The 16,874-nt window shown below is 70.6% G+C and carries 15 protein-coding genes; 8 read left to right on the top strand and 7 right to left on the bottom strand.

Annotated features, from left to right (window positions below; translation table 11 throughout):
* Positions 1-13: 13 nt before the first annotated feature.
* From Q7X29_RS16920 to Q7X29_RS16910, 3 genes are read left to right on the top strand one after another with little or no spacing between them, the layout of a single operon-like run.
* A complete protein-coding gene (locus tag Q7X29_RS16920) occupies positions 14-661 on the top strand; it encodes a TetR/AcrR family transcriptional regulator (RefSeq protein WP_316574676.1) in 648 nt (215 codons plus the stop codon).
* 3 nt (positions 662-664) lie between these two features.
* Positions 665-1,600 (top strand): ABC transporter ATP-binding protein, encoded by a 936-nt coding sequence (locus Q7X29_RS16915; protein WP_316574674.1) that lies wholly within the window; start codon positions 665-667, stop codon positions 1,598-1,600.
* Positions 1,597-3,228, top strand: a complete 1,632-nt coding sequence (locus Q7X29_RS16910; protein WP_316574673.1) for an ABC transporter permease — start codon at positions 1,597-1,599, stop codon at positions 3,226-3,228. Before Q7X29_RS16915 ends, Q7X29_RS16910 begins: the two co-directional genes overlap by 4 nt.
* Before the next feature lie 41 nt (positions 3,229-3,269).
* Here Q7X29_RS16910 and Q7X29_RS16905 read toward each other — a convergent pair whose 3' ends face one another.
* Positions 3,270-4,763, bottom strand: coding sequence for a sugar transferase (locus tag Q7X29_RS16905; RefSeq protein ID WP_316574672.1), 1,494 nt, complete (start codon positions 4,761-4,763; stop codon positions 3,270-3,272).
* 478 nt (positions 4,764-5,241) lie between these two features.
* Between Q7X29_RS16905 and Q7X29_RS16900 the strand changes: the two genes are divergently transcribed.
* Genes Q7X29_RS16900 through Q7X29_RS16885 form a run of 4 tightly spaced genes read left to right on the top strand, consistent with a single transcriptional unit; the run spans position 5,242 to position 8,940 of the window.
* On the top strand, positions 5,242-6,483 hold the full coding sequence (locus Q7X29_RS16900; RefSeq protein ID WP_316574671.1) for a class I SAM-dependent methyltransferase: 1,242 nt from the start codon (positions 5,242-5,244) through the stop codon (positions 6,481-6,483).
* On the top strand, positions 6,480-7,256 hold the full coding sequence (locus Q7X29_RS16895) for a glycosyltransferase family protein (protein WP_218716401.1): 777 nt from the start codon (positions 6,480-6,482) through the stop codon (positions 7,254-7,256). Before Q7X29_RS16900 ends, Q7X29_RS16895 begins: the two co-directional genes overlap by 4 nt.
* Positions 7,253-7,903 carry a PIG-L deacetylase family protein gene (locus Q7X29_RS16890; protein WP_316574670.1) on the top strand — a complete coding sequence of 217 codons (651 nt, stop codon included), beginning with the start codon at positions 7,253-7,255 and terminating at the stop codon, positions 7,901-7,903. The genes Q7X29_RS16895 and Q7X29_RS16890 overlap by 4 nt, the downstream gene beginning before the upstream one ends.
* 2 nt (positions 7,904-7,905) lie before the next feature.
* Positions 7,906-8,940, top strand: coding sequence for an NAD-dependent epimerase/dehydratase family protein (locus tag Q7X29_RS16885; protein ID WP_316575375.1), 1,035 nt, complete (start codon positions 7,906-7,908; stop codon positions 8,938-8,940).
* Here the strand turns inward: Q7X29_RS16885 and rfbC are convergent.
* Positions 8,918-9,481 (bottom strand): dTDP-4-dehydrorhamnose 3,5-epimerase, encoded by a 564-nt coding sequence (gene rfbC / locus Q7X29_RS16880; RefSeq protein ID WP_218716403.1) that lies wholly within the window; start codon positions 9,479-9,481, stop codon positions 8,918-8,920. The two genes, Q7X29_RS16885 and rfbC, sit on opposite strands and share 23 nt — an antisense overlap.
* Positions 9,482-9,495: 14 nt before the next feature.
* Between rfbC and Q7X29_RS16875 the strand changes: the two genes are divergently transcribed.
* Positions 9,496-10,608, top strand: coding sequence for a class I SAM-dependent methyltransferase (locus tag Q7X29_RS16875; RefSeq protein ID WP_316574669.1), 1,113 nt, complete (start codon positions 9,496-9,498; stop codon positions 10,606-10,608).
* A 163-nt stretch (positions 10,609-10,771) separates the two neighbouring features.
* On the opposite strand, the gene Q7X29_RS16870 is transcribed toward Q7X29_RS16875, so the two are convergent.
* From Q7X29_RS16870 to Q7X29_RS16850, 5 genes are read right to left on the bottom strand one after another with little or no spacing between them, the layout of a single operon-like run.
* Entirely contained in the window at positions 10,772-11,890 is a 1,119-nt protein-coding gene (locus tag Q7X29_RS16870; RefSeq protein ID WP_316574668.1) for a glycosyltransferase family 4 protein, read from the bottom strand.
* Positions 11,877-12,896 (bottom strand): glycoside hydrolase 5 family protein, encoded by a 1,020-nt coding sequence (locus Q7X29_RS16865; RefSeq protein ID WP_316574667.1) that lies wholly within the window; start codon positions 12,894-12,896, stop codon positions 11,877-11,879. The genes Q7X29_RS16870 and Q7X29_RS16865 overlap by 14 nt, the downstream gene beginning before the upstream one ends.
* The gene (locus tag Q7X29_RS16860) at positions 12,850-14,451 is read right to left on the bottom strand and encodes an oligosaccharide flippase family protein (RefSeq protein WP_316574666.1); all 1,602 of its coding nucleotides are present in this window, start codon (positions 14,449-14,451) and stop codon (positions 12,850-12,852) included. The genes Q7X29_RS16865 and Q7X29_RS16860 overlap by 47 nt, the downstream gene beginning before the upstream one ends.
* Complete coding sequence (locus Q7X29_RS16855) at positions 14,448-15,518, bottom strand: glycosyltransferase family 4 protein (protein ID WP_316574665.1); 1,071 nt, start codon at positions 15,516-15,518, stop codon at positions 14,448-14,450. The genes Q7X29_RS16860 and Q7X29_RS16855 overlap by 4 nt, the downstream gene beginning before the upstream one ends.
* Positions 15,515-16,873, bottom strand: coding sequence for an O-antigen ligase family protein (locus Q7X29_RS16850; protein ID WP_316574664.1), 1,359 nt, complete (start codon positions 16,871-16,873; stop codon positions 15,515-15,517). The genes Q7X29_RS16855 and Q7X29_RS16850 overlap by 4 nt, the downstream gene beginning before the upstream one ends.
* Position 16,874: the final 1 nt, after the last annotated feature.

The following is a 16,874-nucleotide window of genomic DNA, read 5'->3' as shown; positions in this document are numbered from 1 at the left end:
GTATATTGAACATGTGTTCAGCCAACAGCCCGTACCGCAAGGATCCTCCACCGATCTGACGACCATGGCCCGCATTCGCGACACCGCGATCGACCTGTTCGGAGAACAGGGTTTCGGCGTCGGCGTCCGGGCGATCGCCGCGGCGGCCGGAGTGTCACCCGGCCTGGTGAACCATCATTTCGGTTCCAAGGACGGACTGCGCGCCGCCTGCGACGATCGCGTGCTCGAGCTCATTCGCGACGAGAAGCTGCGCGTCATCCGCACACAGGGTGCCGCCGGAATGCTCAGCGCCCTGGCCGAGATCGAGATCTACGCCCCGCTGCTCGCCTACATCCTGCGCAGCTTCCAAGCCGGCGGCGCGCTGGCCGAGTCCCTGCTCGAACACATGGTCGCCGACGCGCAGGACTACATGCAGGCCGCCGTCGAGGCGGGCCAGCTCAAACCGAGCCGCGATCCCGCGGCCCGGGCCAGATACGTCGTGCTCTGCCACATCGGAGCCACCAACCTCTATCTGCAGATGCGAATGCAGCGCGAGGGAAAGCTCGACTACCGCAAGGCGATCCGGGACCTGTCGGACCTGACCACCTTCCCGGCGCTCGAGCTCTACACCCAAGGCATGCTGACCGATTCGACTCTGCTCGACAGCCTCATCGAGGAGTAGACGATGCCCTCCCCCACCACCGATCGGGTCATCGAAGTCCATGACCTGCGTAAGACTTTCGGCCGATTCGCCGCGCTCGACGGACTGGACCTGCACGTCGGTCCCGGCGAGATCCACGGTTTCCTCGGCCCCAACGGCGCGGGCAAATCCACCACCATTCGCGTCCTGCTCGGCGTCCTGCGCGCCTCCGGCGGCGAGGCGGCCCTGTTCGGCCGCGACCCGTGGACCGACGCGGTCGCCCTGCACCACCGGATCGCTTATGTGCCAGGCGATGTCACGCTCTGGCCGTCATTGTCGGGTGGCGAAACGATCGACCTGCTCGCCCGGATGCGCGGCGGCATCGACGAGACCCGCCGCGCCGAGCTGATCGAGCGGTTCGAGCTGGACCCGACCAAGAAGGCCCGCACCTACTCCAAGGGCAACCGGCAGAAAGTCGCGCTGGTGTCGGCCTTTTCGGCGAATGCCGATCTGCTGATCCTCGACGAGCCGACCTCGGGCCTCGACCCGCTGATGGAGCAGATCTTCCAGGGCTGCGTCCGCGATGCCGCTGCCCGCGGGGCCACGGTACTGCTGTCGAGTCACATCCTGTCCGAGGTCGAGCATCTCTGCGATCGGGTGACCATCATCCGCGCCGGCCGCACCGTCGAATCCGGTTCGCTCGACCAGCTCCGGCACCTGAGCCGCACCGCGATCACCGCCGAATTGATCGGCGACCCGGGCGATGTCGGCGCACTGCCCGGCGTCGAGGACGTGGAACGCGACGGGTCGACCCTGCGCTGCCAGGTCGACGCCGATCACCTCGGCCGGCTGATCCAAGTGCTGGGCGACGCGGGCGTGCGCAGCCTCACCAGCGCACCGCCGACGCTCGAGGACCTCTTCCTGCGGCACTACCACGTCGAGGCCGACGGCGCGGCCACCGGAGAGAAGGTGCGGGCATGACCACTATCGCCGCCTCCCCCGGGTTCCTCGGAACCACCCGCACCGCAGGGGAATTCGCGGGCACCGGGCAGATGCTGCGGCTGTACCTGCGTCGCGACCGGATCATCGCACCGCTGTGGTCGCTGCTGATCGGGCTGATGCCGGCGCTGCAGATCGTCTCCATCAAGGACCTCTACAGCACCCAGCAGCAGCTCGACAGCTTCGCCGCGACCACCGCGGCAAGTCCGGCGCTGCTGGCCATGTACGGCCCCGTGTTCAACTCCTCGCTGGGATCCATCGGCACCTGGAAGGCCGGGGCGATGTATTCGATGATCGCCATCGCGGCCGTGCTGACGGTCATCCGGCACACCAGGGTCGAGGAGGAGACCGGGCGTGCGGAGCTCGTGGGCGCCACCAGCATCGGCCGGTTCGCCGGGCTCACCGGTGCGCTGCTGCTGACCTTCGGCGCGTCGGCGGTGGCCGGGATCGCCTGCACCGCATCACTGCTCGGCACCGACCTGCCGATCGCGGGGTCGGTGGCCTGGGGTGCGGCGCTGGCCGCCGCCGGCATCGTCTGGGCCGCGGTGGCCGCGGTGGCCGCGCAGCTGAGCAACGGCGCGCGGATCGCCCGCGGTGTCGCGCTGGGCATCCTGGGCGCGGCGTTCGCGGTGCGGGCGGTCGGCGACGCCGGAAACGGTGTGCTGTCGTGGTTCTCGCCGCTGGGTTGGTGTCTGCAGATCCGCCCGTACGCGGAAGAGCGCTGGTGGGTCCTGGTGCCCCTGGCCGCCGTCGCCACCGGGGCGACCCTGCTCGCCTACCAGCTGCTGCGAACCCGTGACCTCGGTGCGGGACTGCTGGCCGACCGTCCGGGTCCCGCCACCGCGGGTGCCGCGCTGTCGGGCCCGGTCGGACTGGCATGGCGGTTGCAGCGGGGGTCGATGCTGGCCTGGACGATCGGTTTCGGCCTGTACGGCCTGCTGATCGGTGGGGCGGTGCAGAGCATCGGCGGCATGCTCGACGACAGCGGCACACTCCAGGACGTGGTCACCTCGATGGGCGGATCGGCCGATCTGGAGAAGTCGTTCATCGCCTACGCGATCACCATGCTGGCCGCGGCGGCGGCCGCGTACTCGGTGTCGGCGGTGCTGCGGCTGCACGAGGAGGAGAACACCGGTCGTGCCGAGAGCGTGCTGGCGGCGGCCGTCGGCCGCGTGCGGTACGCGGCGAGCCATCTGCTGTTCGCGCTGGCCGGACCGGCTGTGACACTGCTGGTGGCGGGTCTGGGCATCGGCGTCGTCTGGGGCGCCACCGACGGTGACGTGGTCGGCAAGCTCGGCGAATCGCTGGGTGCCGTCGCGGTGCAGCTGCCCGCGGTCTGGGTGGTCACCGCGATCGCGCTGCTGCTGTTCGGCGTGGTCCCGAAGTACGCGTCGCTGGCCTGGGCGGTGCTGAGCGCGATGATCGTCATCGTGTTGCTCGGCTCGCTGGGCACGTTCCCGCAGTGGCTGATGGATCTGGTGCCGTTCGTGCATCCGCCGAAGCTGCCCGGCGCGACGTTCGACATCGTCCCGATCGGCTGGCTGCTGCTGGTCGCGGTGGCGGGAATCGCCGTGGGACTGACCGCCTTCCGTCGGCGCGACCTGCGCTGAGCCGGGGCCGGGGTGGTGCGCCTCGCCCACCACCCCGGTGGTCAGTACGCGCCGTCGCCGCGGGTGACCGCGCCGATGGTGCGGCCGATCAGGATCAGATCGAGGACCATCGACCAGTTCTCGACATAGGACAGGTCCAGCCGCACCGAGTCCTCCGGGGACAGGTCCGAGCGCCCGCTCACCTGCCACAGCCCGGTGACACCGGGCTTCACCAGCAGTCGGCGGCGCATCTCTCCGTCGTAGCTGTCGACCTCGCGCTGCACCTGCGGTCGCGGCCCGACCACGCTCATGTCCCCGCGCAGCACATTGAAGAACTGCGGCAGCTCGTCGAGGCTGTACTTGCGCAGGAAGCGGCCGACGGGAGTGACGCGCGGGTCGTCTTTCACCTTGAAGAAGACCGGATTGCCGCCGTGGCTCTCGATCAGCGCGTCCACGGCGCGGTCGGCGCCGACCAGCATGCTGCGGAACTTGATCATCCGGAACGGGATGCCGTCACGGCCGATCCGTTCGGACAGATAGAAGATCGGCCCCGGGCTCGTCGTGCGTACCGCGAGCGCGATGGCCAGCAGCATGGGCGCGATGAGCACCAGCACGGCGGTGGCGAAGCAGAAGTCGAACAGCGCTTTGCGGCTGGACTTGGCGTGGTCGTAGCGGGGCCCGTCGATGTGCAGCATCGGCATGCCGGCCACGATCCGGTTGGTCAGCCGGATGCCCGCGATGTCGACCACGCCCGGCGCCACGATGAGATCGACGCCCAAGGGATCCAGCTCCCAGGCCATCCGTCGCAATTCGACCGGACCGAGATGGTCGGTCGCCGCCACGGCCACCGAGTCGGCGCCGCTGCGGCGCACCGCCTCGAGCACCGAACGATCGTCGCCGAGCACCGTCGGTCCGTCGACCGTCGTGAAGCGCCGGTCACCGGAGCCCGCGGGCACACAGACACCGACGATCCGATAGCCGGAACCGGGGTCGTCGGTGAAGGCGGTGGCCATGGCGTGCGCGGCCTCGGGCGAGCCGACCACGAGCACCGCCGTGTGGCAGCGCCCCTGGGCGCGCCAGCGTCGCAGCCGCGACCGCCAGGCCAGCCGGCCTACGATCAGGGCGCACAGCCCGGCGGGCAACGCGATGGCGAGATAGCCGCGCGCCACCTCGACCCGGAACAGCAGCGCGAGGATGGCCAGCACCCCGAACAGGCGCATCGTCGCCGAGACCAGCCGGCGGAATTCCTCGCTGCCGGAGCCGATCACCTGCGGCGTGCGGGTGCCGTGCAGCAGCGCCAGCCACCCCGCGGCCAGCGCCAGCGACACCACCGAGTAGCCGATCTCGTAGGGCAGCGGCCAGGCCAGCGGCGGCGCGGCGGGACCGTCGAAGCGCAGGACCTGGGCCGCCGCCACCGCGGCGAACACGGCGGCGACGTCGGTGACGGCCAGGCGTTGCAGATACGCCTCCTGCCAATTCTCGCGCTGCGTTCGGCGCAGCACTCGGACACCGTTGACCACATTCACATCGCTGCCACCGGTGAGCTCGAAGCTCATGAACCCACACCTCCCCCTCGGGAGACGAATCAAATTTCCGGTCGCCGTCGACCGGAATGCGGCCCGCTCGGCCGCCCTCTGCCCGTCGATTCGATGCCCGCCCGCTGATTGTTACAGAGTCTCGAGGCGACTTCTTTCCGAAGGTTAAGGGCCACAGTGCATTCCATAGGTAGCCGAGTATGATGGCTATCACATGGCTATCGACAGATGAATGATGGCTATCGGATATGATCGCAGGACAATTGATTTCCGGATGGGACGGATCACAATTCGCCGAGGAGAAGTTGTCGTCGCCGACAATTTGCCGAAATGCCCGCGAACAGCCCCGATCCCGAAACATGCCATGAATTGGTTTCCACCCCGACTGTTTCGAATGGCCCCCGCCTACCTCCGGTTGTAACGTCTGACCACGCCGCGCCGACGTCCGGCATGTCCGGCGCCGGCCGCGACGGAATGAACAGCTAGAAGGTGAGCCCGCGTGCAGTGTCGTCTCTGCGATTCCGATCGGCTCGAGAGCGTACTCGATCTGGGCGCGACCCCGCCGTGTGAGAGCTTCCTGTCCGAGACCCAGCTCGACCTGCCGGAATCGACCTATCCGCTGCACCTGCGCCTGTGCCGGGACTGCCTGCTGTTGCAGATCCCCGCACTGATCACGCCGGAGGAGACTTTCACCGAGTACGCGTACTTCTCGTCGTACTCACACAGCTGGGTCGACCACGCCGCGCGATTCGTCGCCACCGCGACCGAGCGGCTGGGTCTCGACACCGATTCGTTCGTCGTCGAGGTCGCCAGCAACGACGGCTATCTGCTGCGCCACGCCGTGGCCCGTGGCATCCCGTGCCTGGGCATCGAGCCGTCGGTCAATGTCGGCGAGGCGGCCAGGTCGGCGGGAGTGCCCACCGAGACCGCCTTCCTCGACGCGGAATCGGCCGCGCGGGTGCGCGCCGAGCACGGGCCCGCCGATCTGGTGGTCGCGAACAACGTCTACGCGCACGTCCCCGACCTGCGCGGTTTCACCCGCGCCCTGCGCACCCTGCTCGCCGACGACGGCTGGCTGAGCATCGAGGTGCACCACGCTCTGAACCTGGTGCGGCTGGGCCAGTTCGACACGGTCTATCACGAGCACTTCCAGTACTACACCGTGCATTCGGCCCAGCGTGCGCTCGCGGTCGCCGGGTTGACGGTGGTCGACGTGGAGCTGCTCGAGACCCACGGCGGCTCGATCCGGTTGTGGGCCCGCCCCGAGCAGGTCGCGGTGCCGACCGGGCGGGTGGCCGAGGTCCTCGAGCTCGAGCGCGCCGCCGACCTGCACGTCCCGGCCGGTTACGCCGAACTCGGCGTGCGGGCCGAACGGGTCCGGCTCGAGCTGCTGCGCTTCCTGCTCGACTGCCGGGATCAGGGCAAGCGGGTCGTCGGCTACGGCGCCCCCGGCAAGGGCAACACCCTGCTGAACTACTGCGGCATCCGGCCCGACCTGCTCGAGTACACCGTGGACCGCAACCCCTACAAGCACGGCCGATACACCCCGGGCACCCGGATTCCGATTCATCCGCCGGAGCGCATCGACGCCGACCGGCCCGATGTCGTGCTCGTCCTGCCGTGGAATCTCGAAACCGAGATCACCGCCCAGCTGCGCCATGTCGGCGACTGGGGCGGCGAACTGATCTATCCGCTGCCGGTGCTGCACCGCGCGGGCACGGAAACGAAGGTGAACCGATGAAGGTCGTGCTGTTCTGCGGCGGATACGGCATGCGCATGCGCGGCGGCTCCGACGACGTCGTCCCGAAGCCGATGCAGCTGGTCGGGCCGCGGCCGCTGCTGTGGCACGTGATGCGCTACTACGCGCACTACGGACACAAGGAGTTCATCCTGTGCCTGGGCTACGGCGCCGAGCACATCAAGAACTTCTTCCTCACCTATCAGGAATCGGCGTCCAACGACTTCGTCATCCGCAACGGCCAGGTGGAACTGCTCGGCAGCGATATCGGCGACTGGTCGATCACCTTCGTCGACACCGGGGTCGAGTCCGCGATCGGTGAGCGGTTGCGCCGGGTCCGCGCGCACCTCGACGGCGACGAGTACTTCCTGGCCAACTACGCCGACGTGCTCACCGACGCCCCGCTGGACACCATGGTCGAGACCTTCCACGCCTCGGGCGCCGCGGCGTCGATGATGGTGGTCCCGCCGCAGTCCTCGTTCCACTGCGTCGACATCACCGCGACCGGCGAGGTGAAGGAGATCATGCCGGTGGCCCGGATGCCGCTGTGGGAGAACGGCGGCTACTTCGTGCTCAGCCAGGAGATCTTCGACCTGCTCCCGCCCGGCGGTGATCTGGTCGCCGACGCGTGCGGTGCGCTGGCCGGGCAGGGCCGGTTGTTCGGCTATCAGCACCTGGGCTTCTGGAAGCCGGCCGACACGTTCAAGGAGCGCGCCGAACTCGACGACGCCTACCGCAACGGCTCCCGGCCGTGGATGGTGTGGGAGCAGGCGTGATCGGGCTGTTCCCCCGCCCGCCGCGCCGGCTCGCGCTGCTCGGCGCGCACTGTGACGACATCGCGATCGGCCTGGGTGCCACCCTGCTCGCCCTCACCGCCGCCGACCCCGAGATCGAGGTCAGGGCACTGGTGCTCTCCGGTGGCGGCACCGCGCGCGAGGACGAGGAACGCGCGGCGCTGACCGCGTTCTGTTCCGGCACCGAGCCCCAGCTCGACGTGCTCGACGTGCCCGACGGCCGCGCCCCGGCGCACTGGGACCGGATCAAGGACGCCCTGGCCCGGTTCCGGCGTGCCGGTGAGCCCGAGGTGGTGTTCGCGCCGCAGCGCGGTGATGCCCATCAGGACCACCGGCTGCTGGCCGAGCTGGTGCCCACGGAGTTCCGCGACCACCTGACCCTGGGCTACGAGATCCTCAAGTGGGAGACCGACACTCCGGCGCCCACCCTGTATCACCCGCTCACCCGGGAACTCGCGCGGGAGAAGTCGCGGCTGCTGCACGAGCACTATCCGTCGCAGACCGGCCGTGACTGGTTCGACGAAGAGGCTTTCCTCGGGCTGGCCAGGATGCGTGGCGTGCAGTGTCACGCGCCCTATGCCGAGGCGTTCGTGCTGGACAAGGCGATCATCAGATGGGAACGGACGTGAGCATGCGGGTACTGGTCACCGGGCACCAGGGCTATCTCGGCACCGTGATGGTGCCGGTGCTGCGGGCCGCGGGCCACAGCGTCGCCGGGCTGGACATCGGCTACTTCGCCGACTGCCTGCTCGGTGACTTCGCCGGCGACCCCGAGGGCGCAGCCGTCGACCTGCGCACGGTCACCGTCGAGCAGCTGCGCGGGTTCGACGCGGTGATCCATCTGGCCGCGCTGTCGAACGACCCGCTGGGCGCGCTGGCGCCGGAGATCACCTACGACATCAATCACCACGCCTCGGTGCGCCTGGCGCGACTGGCGAAAGAGGCCGGGGTGCGGCGGTTCCTGTACGCCTCCACCTGTTCGGTCTACGGAGCCGCCGGTGCCGAGCTGGTCACCGAGGACGCCCCACTGCGCCCGATCACCCCGTACGCGCAGAGCAAGGTGCGCGTCGAAGACGACGTCGCCGCCCTCGCCGACGCCGATTTCGTCCCCGTGTTCCTGCGCAACGCCACGGCTTTCGGCTTCTCGCCGCGCCTGCGGGCCGACATCGTGCTCAACAACCTGGTCGGCTACGCGGTGCTCACCGGCGAGGTCAAGGTGCTCTCCGACGGAACCCCGTGGCGGCCACTCGTGCACGCCCAGGACATCGCGACCGCGTTCGCGACCTGCCTGACCGCGCCGGCCGCCGACATCTCCTGCCGCGCCTTCAATATCGGCACCGAGGTCAACAACCTGACCGTGGCCGAGATCGCGGCCGCGGTCGTCGACGCGGTGCCGGGGTCGCGGCTGCTGATCACCGGCGAGAACGGCGCGGACCCCCGCTCCTATCGAGTCGACTTCTCCGCCGCGCGTGCGGTTCTCGGTTTCGAGGCGCGGTGGACGGTACCCGCGGGTGCCGCCGAACTCTTCACCGAGTACACCGCGCGCGGACTCACCGCCGACGACTTCTTCCAGCGGTTCACCCGGCTGCCGCAGTTGCAGAAGCTCTGCGACACCGGCGAACTGGACGCGCGGCTGCGCCGGGTCAGTGCGACGGCGTCAGCGTAGCGAGCAGCCGCGACCAGCTGCCCGCCCGCGCGTCGCGGGCGGAGACCACGCCGACGGGCAGCGGCCAGGCGATCGCCAGGTCGGGGTCGTCGTAGGCGACACCGAGGTCCTCGGCCGGGTCGTGCGGACGGTCGATGCGGTAGCAGACGTCGGCGACCTCGGTCAGTGCCTGGAACCCGTGCAGGAAACCCGGCGGCACGTACAGATGGTGGAAGTCCTCGTCGTCGAGCCGGAAGGCCTGGGTGGCGCCGAAGGTGGGCGAGCCGGGCCGGATGTCGACGAGGACGTCGTGCACGGCACCGTGCGCGCAGCGCACCAGTTTCGCCTCGCCGCGACCGCCGCGCCCGTGCATGCCCCGGATCACCCCGCGCCGCGACCGCGACTGCGAGTCCTGCACGAAGCTCGCCGCGGCGCCGTCGACGCCCAGGTGGGCGTCGAATTCCGCGGCGTCGAAGGTACGGGTGAACAGTCCGCGCTCGTCCCGGAACGGCTCGGGAACCAGCACCACCACGTCGGCCAAGTCGGTCCGCTCGATACGCACGAGGACATCCTGTCATGACCCGCCGGTGCCGCGGCTGCGGAAGTACCGCCCTCACCACCGTTCTCGACCTGGGCTCGGTGCCCGCCGCCGACCACTTCCCGCCCCACGACAGCCCCCTCGACCCCGCCGAACCCGGTCATCCGCTGCGCATGGACCGCTGCGCGGGGTGCGGGCTGGCCCAGCTCGCCGACGACGACACCGTCACCGCGGAACCCCGCGGCATCGAACCGCTGGCCCTGCGGGAGCAGGCCACGGCGGCGGTACGACTCGTCGAGACCGCCGGGCTGCTGCGGGGTTCGACGGTGGCCGAGTTCGGCAGCCCGCACGGGGGCACCTGGCTCCCGCTGCTCACCGACCGCGGCTTCACCCCGACCGACGGCCCCGCCGACGTGGTCCTGGACTGCTTCGGCATCATGCATGAACCGGATCAGCGCGCGGCGTTCGCGGCCAGGGCCGCCGCCACCGCGCCCGGCGGAGTGCTCCTGGTGCAATACCACTCGCTGGCCGCGATCCTCGCCCAAGGACAGTGGAATGCGTTGCGGCACGGGCACTTCGCCTACTACTCCCTCGACACCCTGCGCAGCCTGCTGCGCGCGGCCGGGATGAGCGTGGTCAGCGGGTGGCGGTTCGAGCTCTACGGCGGCACCGTGCTGCTCGCCGCTCGCCATGGCGAGCACGACGCCGATCCCAGCGTGGCGGCGATCCTCGCCGCCGAGGCCGCCGCGCCGTCGGCCGACACGTTGCAACGGGTGGTCGATCAGCACGTCGGCACCCTGCGCGCCTGGCTCGAGCACCGGGCCGGGCAGCGGGTGTACGCCTACGGGGCCGCCTCGCGCGCCGTCGCCCTGCTGGCGATGGCGGGCGCGCACCGCGGCCTGCTCGCCGGGGTCGCCGACGCCTCGCCCGCCAAACAGGGCTGCCGGATGCCGGGAACCGACATCCCGATCATCTCCCCCACAGACCTCGTCCACGCAGTCCCCGATGCCGTCCTACTGACACTGCCCGACCTGTTCACCGAGGTCAGCGCCCTGCTGCCCGCGCTGGACGGACGCTGGTTCGTCGACGATCCGGCAGGCCCGCGCGCTCCTGCGCTCGACGGCGTGCCCGGAACACTGTGGCGCAGTTGATCTTTCGCTGAGGACGCACGACCGTTCGAGTGGTCGACGCCAAGCCTCGGTGTCGAGGCCGCCGGTGACGATATCGCCGGAATCGAAGGCGCGCCGCGGCTTTCCGGGTTCCGCCGCACCGTGAACGGGGTGCTCGGCCACACCGATGTCCGCCGTTGCCCGCCTACGGCCCGACCTCTTCGATCTGATCCGGGGTCCCGAGCAGCACGTCCAGCATGCGGGGCAACGTCTCGGCGAGATCGTGGCGGGCCGCCACGGCCGCACGGCCGCTGTCTCGCAGCCGGGCTCGCAGGTCCGGTTCCCGGCCGAGACGCCGCAGCGCCTCGCGCAAGGCGACCGGATCGTCGGGCGCGACACACACCGCCGTGTCGTCGGTGACGTTGCCGCCGTGGCCGGTCGCGACGACCGGCACGCCGACGCTCATCGCCTCCAGCACCACCAGCGGGCCCGCCTCGGGCAGCACGCTCGCCGACACCAGCACGTCCCATCCCCGGATCGTCGGCAACGGATCGACATTGCCGAGGAATCGGACCCGGCCGGCCAGATCGGGCCGCCGCGCTCGTTCCCGCAACGCGGCCAGATACGGTTCGTCACCGGGGTGCGGCGAGCCGGCGATCTCGATCACGACCTCGGGGAGCTCGGCGGCGGCCGCCAGCAGCACGTGCTGGCCCTTCCACTCGGTCACCACGCCCAGGATCCCGACCACCAGCGGGCTGCGCTCGACGACCGGGGCGGCTTCGACCGGCCAGCGCACTCCTTGCCGGGCGACCTCGACCTCGAATCCCAACGCGCGCACCGGCGCCGCGGCACGCTCGGACACCGCGACGGCGCGACCGACCGCGCGTCGGCCCACCCGCGCCACCGTGCGCTGCCGTCGGCCCGCCACCACATCGTGCACCAGCCACACCGCCGCCCGCCGAGGCGGCAGCGCCAGGGCCACCGCGGGCAGCGCCATCGTCGAGTTCACCACCAGCCGGACCCCGGCGGTGCGCGCTACCCGCCGGAGCACGCGGGCGGCCAGGGCCCACCGCCACAGCATGACGGCGGCCGCGCGCAGGCGCTGCCCGCCCCGCTGCCCGGCCAATCCGAGTTCCGGGATCGCGACGTGGCCGACCGTGGCGGGCAGCAGCTTCCGGAGCGGACCGTCCGGGCAGACCACCCGCACCCGCCAGCCCTCGGCCACGGCCCGCTCGGCGAGGGTCAGCATGATCTTCTCGGCGCCGGAAGCCCGGCCGGAATGCGCGACGAACACCAGCTCCCGAGCGCTGCTATCGACCGGCACGCCGCGCCTCCGCGTGGGCGCGCAGCACCGCCAGCGCGGGCTTCTCGGTGTAGTCGCGGCGCAGCAGGCCGAAGTTGTCCTCGAGATCGTCGCGGTTGTCGCCGGCATCGAGGAGGGAGTAGACGAACACCGGCCCGACATCGTGCATCGTGGCGATCAAGCCGAGTCCCTGATCGAGGATCTCGGCCTGCACCGCTTCACTGACCGATCGTGCGCCGGTGCCGGTCGGCGCCCCGAATTCGGTCGGCCACAACAGGGCCGAGGTGTCGCTGTTCGCGTCCATGATGCGCCGGATGGCCATCAGATTGCCGAAGGCGTTGTACCAGGCAGGCGAGGCGGGCAGCTCCGGATAGGAGTAGGGATGCACCGCGATCCCGTCGAAGTCGGCCGCCGCCCCGAGTTCGTAGAGCAGTTCCACGAACGAGGTCGGCGCGATGTCTTGACCGTTGTTCGTCGCCGGTGCCAGGCCGCCGACGATCACCTGGCCGTGCGGCTGGCGCGACCGGACCGACAGCGCGGCCTGGCGCAGCAGATGCGCGTAGACGCCGATGTCCGGCCGCGGCGCGAAGAAGGCGGTGACATTGGGTTCGTTCCAGATCTCCCAGTGCGAGATCTGGTCGCGGTAGCGATCGACCGCGTCGCCGACGAACCGGCCGAACAGCACCGGCTGCGGCACCGACTTGCTGCTCGGGGCGCCCTCGTGCAGCCCGGCCCAGGCGGGCGCGTAGGTCAGGATCGCCAGCACGGACAGATCGTGGGCGCGCGCCGCATCGATGGCGCGATCGGTCGCCGACCAGTCCTGGCGGCCCCGCTGCGGTTCGATCACCGACCAGTCGAGGTCGATCCGGACCCAGGTGGCTCCGCTGGCGGCGACGATGCCCATCTGCCGGTCCAGTTCCGCCGCACCGGATTCCAGCCAGGCGTGGCCGCCCGACACCCCGAGGCCGCCGGGGGCGGTGTCAGTGGGGCTCGTCGGCACGATCGTCGCGCATCCCGACACTGTCACCGTGACGACTGCGGCGATGAGCATCACCCGGGCGATTCGCCACAGTGTCATCAGGTTTCGGCCCCCGCAAGGTTCGTATCGTCAGTCCGTCGGTCCGCCGCACGATGCATCCGGCGAGAAATAGGTATATCAGGCAGGCGGTGATCGCGGTGACGATCCACGGCGGCGCCCAGTGCCGGTCGATCGCGGTCGCCGCGGCGATCACCGCGACGGCCACTCCGGCGATGGCGGCCACCGTGGCCAGCGGCACCAGCCGCCGCATCCGGACCGCCGCGGCCAGCGCCACCCAGACCGCGATGAGCAGCACCAGCTGCGCCAGCAGTCCGGCGACGGCCGCGCCCTCGTAGGACCACCGCGAGATCAGCGGCCACGCCACCGCGAGATCGACCAGCAGCGCGACCGCCGCGATCCAGGGGATGACCACGTTGCGCCCGACGGCCATCAGCGCCACCAGCGCGAGGTGTGCCAGCGCCCCCAGCAGCCCGCCGAGGATCTGGATCCGGGCGGCGTCCGCCGCCGCTTCGAGATCGGCGCCGAACAGCAGCCGCACACCGTCGGCGGCGACCGGCCAGAAGGCCACCAGCGCGGCCAGGCCGAGCGCGGTCAGCGCGGTGGTCGCCTGGCGGAAATAGCGGCGGAACCGCGCCGGATCGTCGGGCCACAGGGCGATCAAGAGGGTGGTCAGCGGGGCGACCACCGCGATCGCGGCGGTGTCGAGCAGATCGGCGAACTTCATGCCGACGGCGAAGAGCCCGACGGACTCGTAGCTGTCGAAATGCCCGAGCAGCAACAGCCCGACCTTCTGCAACATGATGATCAGCGCGAGCCCGATGCTCAGCGGCAGCGCTTCCCGCAGCATGCCGCCCCACCAGCGCAGTTCGATGTGCCGCGCGGGGATCGGCCCGCCCAGCCCGCGCCCGACCGCGACGATCTTCACCGCGATCGCGACGATCTCGTAGACGATGGCGGGCACCACGACCACGAGCAGGGTCGGCGACCACACGACCGCCAACACGGTCACCGCCAGTTGCACCGTGCGGGCGAGCGCTTCGGCCGCGGCGACGAGGGTCAGCCGCATGGTCGACTGGAACAGCACGGTCAGCGCGTGACTCGGCGTGGCCACGACCACCACCAGTCCCGCGACCGCGGTGGCGGTGACCACCTCGGGCGGACACCGCAGCACGAGCACGTAGCCGACTGCCAGTCCGTAGCCGACGAGCCCGAGTACGGTCCGCAACACGATGAACGAGGTCGCGATCTCGGCGGCCTCGCTGGGCTCACCGTGGACCAGCTTCCCGATGACCGCGCGGCCGACACCGAGGTCGGTGACGATCGCGAGCATGCCGAGCAGACCGAAAACGAAAGAGAAGTAGCCCCATTCGACCGCGGGGAGCATGCGGGCGATCAGCGTGGTGCCGAGCAGTCCCAGCGCCGCGGCGAAGACGCGGCTGGCCAGCATCGCCGCGGTGTTGTTCGCCGCGGCCCGGCCGGATCGCGCGCGTCCGCCGTCGGCCGGTTCCTCCCGGGCGACGGCCGCGGTGGCGTCGTCGGTCACGACATCAGCCCGGCCGCGCGGTAGGCGGCGACGGTCGCCGCTGCCGTGGCCTGCCAGCTCAGCCCGGACACCGCGGCGAGGCCGCGACGGCGCAGGTCCTGGTTGGCGGCCGCGTCGTGCACCAGCGGGCGCAGGGCTTTCGCCCAGTCCTCGGCGACCGATCGCGCCACGAGCACGGCGCCGTCCCCGCAGACCTGGGGCAGCGCGCCGACCGCGCTCGCGACCACCGCGCCACCGCAGGCCATGGCCTCGACCGGCGGCAGCCCGAATCCCTCGTACTGCGAGCAGTAGGCGACCACCGTCGCGGCCGCGTACAGCGCGGGCAGGTCCGCGGTGTCGACGTAGCCGAGCCCGATCGCCGAGCTCGGCGCCTGCGGGCCGTCGGATCCGGCGCCGGCCAGCACCAGGGGGACGTCGAGGAGGCCGGCCGCCTCGGCCAGCATCGCGACCTGCTTGCGCGGTTCGACGGTGCCGACTTGCAGCACGAAGCGCGGCGGCAGGTCATACCGCGCGCGCACTCGCGCGACGTCGTGTTCCCCGGGTTCCCGCGCCCACCCGGCGGGGGCGAGCGGTACGACGACCGCGTCCCGGCCGAACCGGTCGGCGATCCGCTCGGCGGTGAACTCCGAGACCGCGATGAGCAGATCGGCGCGGGCCAGCGACATCCGGACCAGCAGCTGTTCGCCCCGTGCCCGGTAGCGACTGAACGCCCACGGGACATCGAACACCGACAGGTCGTGCACGGTACCGACGGTCGCGCGCGGCCCGGTGACCGGAACGTCGACGTCGAGCCCGTGGAAGACATCGACGCCGCGCAGCGGGGCGATGCCGTGCCAGGCCCGCCGCGCCCCCGCCGCGACCGGACGCGTCACCGCGCTGATGCCCGGCGGCAGGATCGCCACGGCATCGGCTTGGACCACGGCCGACAGGGCGGTTCCCGCCAGCAGGGCCGGCATCCGCGCCAGCAGCTCACGCTGATAGGTCGACACCCCCGCCCCGTTCGGACGGCAGGCCAGCGCACCGAAACACAGTGCGCCACCTCGCTTTTCCTGTGCCTCGACGTTCATGTGACCTGCTCGGGGACAGCGCTGCGCTCGACGGTCGTGGACTGCTGGGTGATCGCACAGCCGACGACCGCGGCCAGCAACCAGAAGTAGAAATCACTGGGGAAGATCTCGAAGTAGCTCGACGCGACCGCCGCCACCGCGCTGGCCAGCACCGCCGCCGCGACGCCGAGCGCCAGGGCGGCGTCGTTGCCACGCAGTGTGCGGGCCGCGCGAATCGACATCAGGTAGATCACCACCATGATCGCCGCGAACAGCCACACACCGATCGGCCCGAGTTCGATCAGGAGCTTCACGTAGTAGTTGTCGGGCTGATACGGACGTCCGTAGATCTGGACCTCGCCGGTGGCGTACGGCAGCTTCTCGGCCATCGGGCCGAGTTCCTCGACCAGCAGACGCGCCTTCGCCGCGCCGGTGGAACCGAGACCGTCCCCGAACGGATGACTGCCGACCGACCGGATCACGGTGTTCCAGCCGGTCCCCCGGTCGGCCAGGCTCGACGACGAGAACAGCGAACTGCGGGCCTGCGCGGACACCGCGACACTGCCCAGGCCGATCAGCACGACGCCGCCGATGATCACCGCCTTCAGCTGCCGCCGATACCGCACCACCGCCAGCACCAGTGCCCCGACCAGCAGGCCCACCAGCGCCGCCCGCACCACACTCGCCGCGATCCCCGCGACCAGTACCGGCGTCGCCAGCAGGAAGATCCGGTTGCGCGGGCGCCGCGGCGCGGCCAGCGCCACCGAACCACCGACGAGCAGGACCGTCACCAGGTAGAACCCGAACGGAAACGGCTGATTGAACGTGCTGAACGAGCGCAGGATGCCCCCCGAGAACCGGATCGTCTCGTTGTACTCGTAGCCCATCTGGGCCAGTCCTGCCGCGCCGATCGCCTGCTGGGCCAATCCGAACACCGCGATCACGATCGACTCCATCATCATGATGGTCACCAGCAGATCGCGGTCGCGCGCGTTGAACGGTCGCAGGTACAGGATCAGCGGGACCACGACGAAGTAGAAGAACGTGATCTTGATCGCGAACAGGCCGAGCGATCCTGCCGTCACGAACGCCGACACGACCCCGAACACGACCAGGACCGCGCCGAACGACCACCACGGAATCACCGGGCGCGGTTCGGATTCGCGCTGCGGGACGACGACAGCCACCGCGAGGGTGAGCAGCAGCAGCGCCTCCTTCCACCCGTTGACCTGCATCCACCCGGGCGCGATCAGGAGCAGACCGTTGAACGGCACCAGCGCGGCGACCAGCAACAGCCCGCGCTGCGGCCGATGGCGGATCCAGCGCAGGAACACCCACGCGACCGGAACCGCGAGCAGGTACAGCAGCGGGCCCACG

Source organism: Nocardia canadensis, assembly GCF_032656385.1.
GTDB classification, from domain to species: domain Bacteria; phylum Actinomycetota; class Actinomycetes; order Mycobacteriales; family Mycobacteriaceae; genus Nocardia; species Nocardia canadensis.
The sequence above is the reverse complement of the archived record's forward strand: the minus strand, read 5'-3'. Positions and strand labels throughout refer to the sequence as shown.

What these genes read in the sequence shown, in the direction of transcription:
- Q7X29_RS16855 (WP_316574665.1), bottom strand. Translation starts at nt 15,518, where the DNA reads ATGAACGTCGAGGCACAGGAAAAGCGAGGTGGCGCACTGTGTTTCGGT.
- Q7X29_RS16885 (WP_316575375.1), top strand. Translation starts at nt 7,906, where the DNA reads ATGCGGGTACTGGTCACCGGGCACCAGGGCTATCTCGGCACCGTGATG.
- Q7X29_RS16910 (WP_316574673.1), top strand. Translation starts at nt 1,597, where the DNA reads ATGACCACTATCGCCGCCTCCCCCGGGTTCCTCGGAACCACCCGCACC.
- Q7X29_RS16905 (WP_316574672.1), bottom strand. Translation starts at nt 4,763, where the DNA reads ATGAGCTTCGAGCTCACCGGTGGCAGCGATGTGAATGTGGTCAACGGT.
- Q7X29_RS16875 (WP_316574669.1), top strand. Translation starts at nt 9,496, where the DNA reads ATGACCCGCCGGTGCCGCGGCTGCGGAAGTACCGCCCTCACCACCGTT.
- Q7X29_RS16915 (WP_316574674.1), top strand. Translation starts at nt 665, where the DNA reads ATGCCCTCCCCCACCACCGATCGGGTCATCGAAGTCCATGACCTGCGT.
- Q7X29_RS16895 (WP_218716401.1), top strand. Translation starts at nt 6,480, where the DNA reads ATGAAGGTCGTGCTGTTCTGCGGCGGATACGGCATGCGCATGCGCGGC.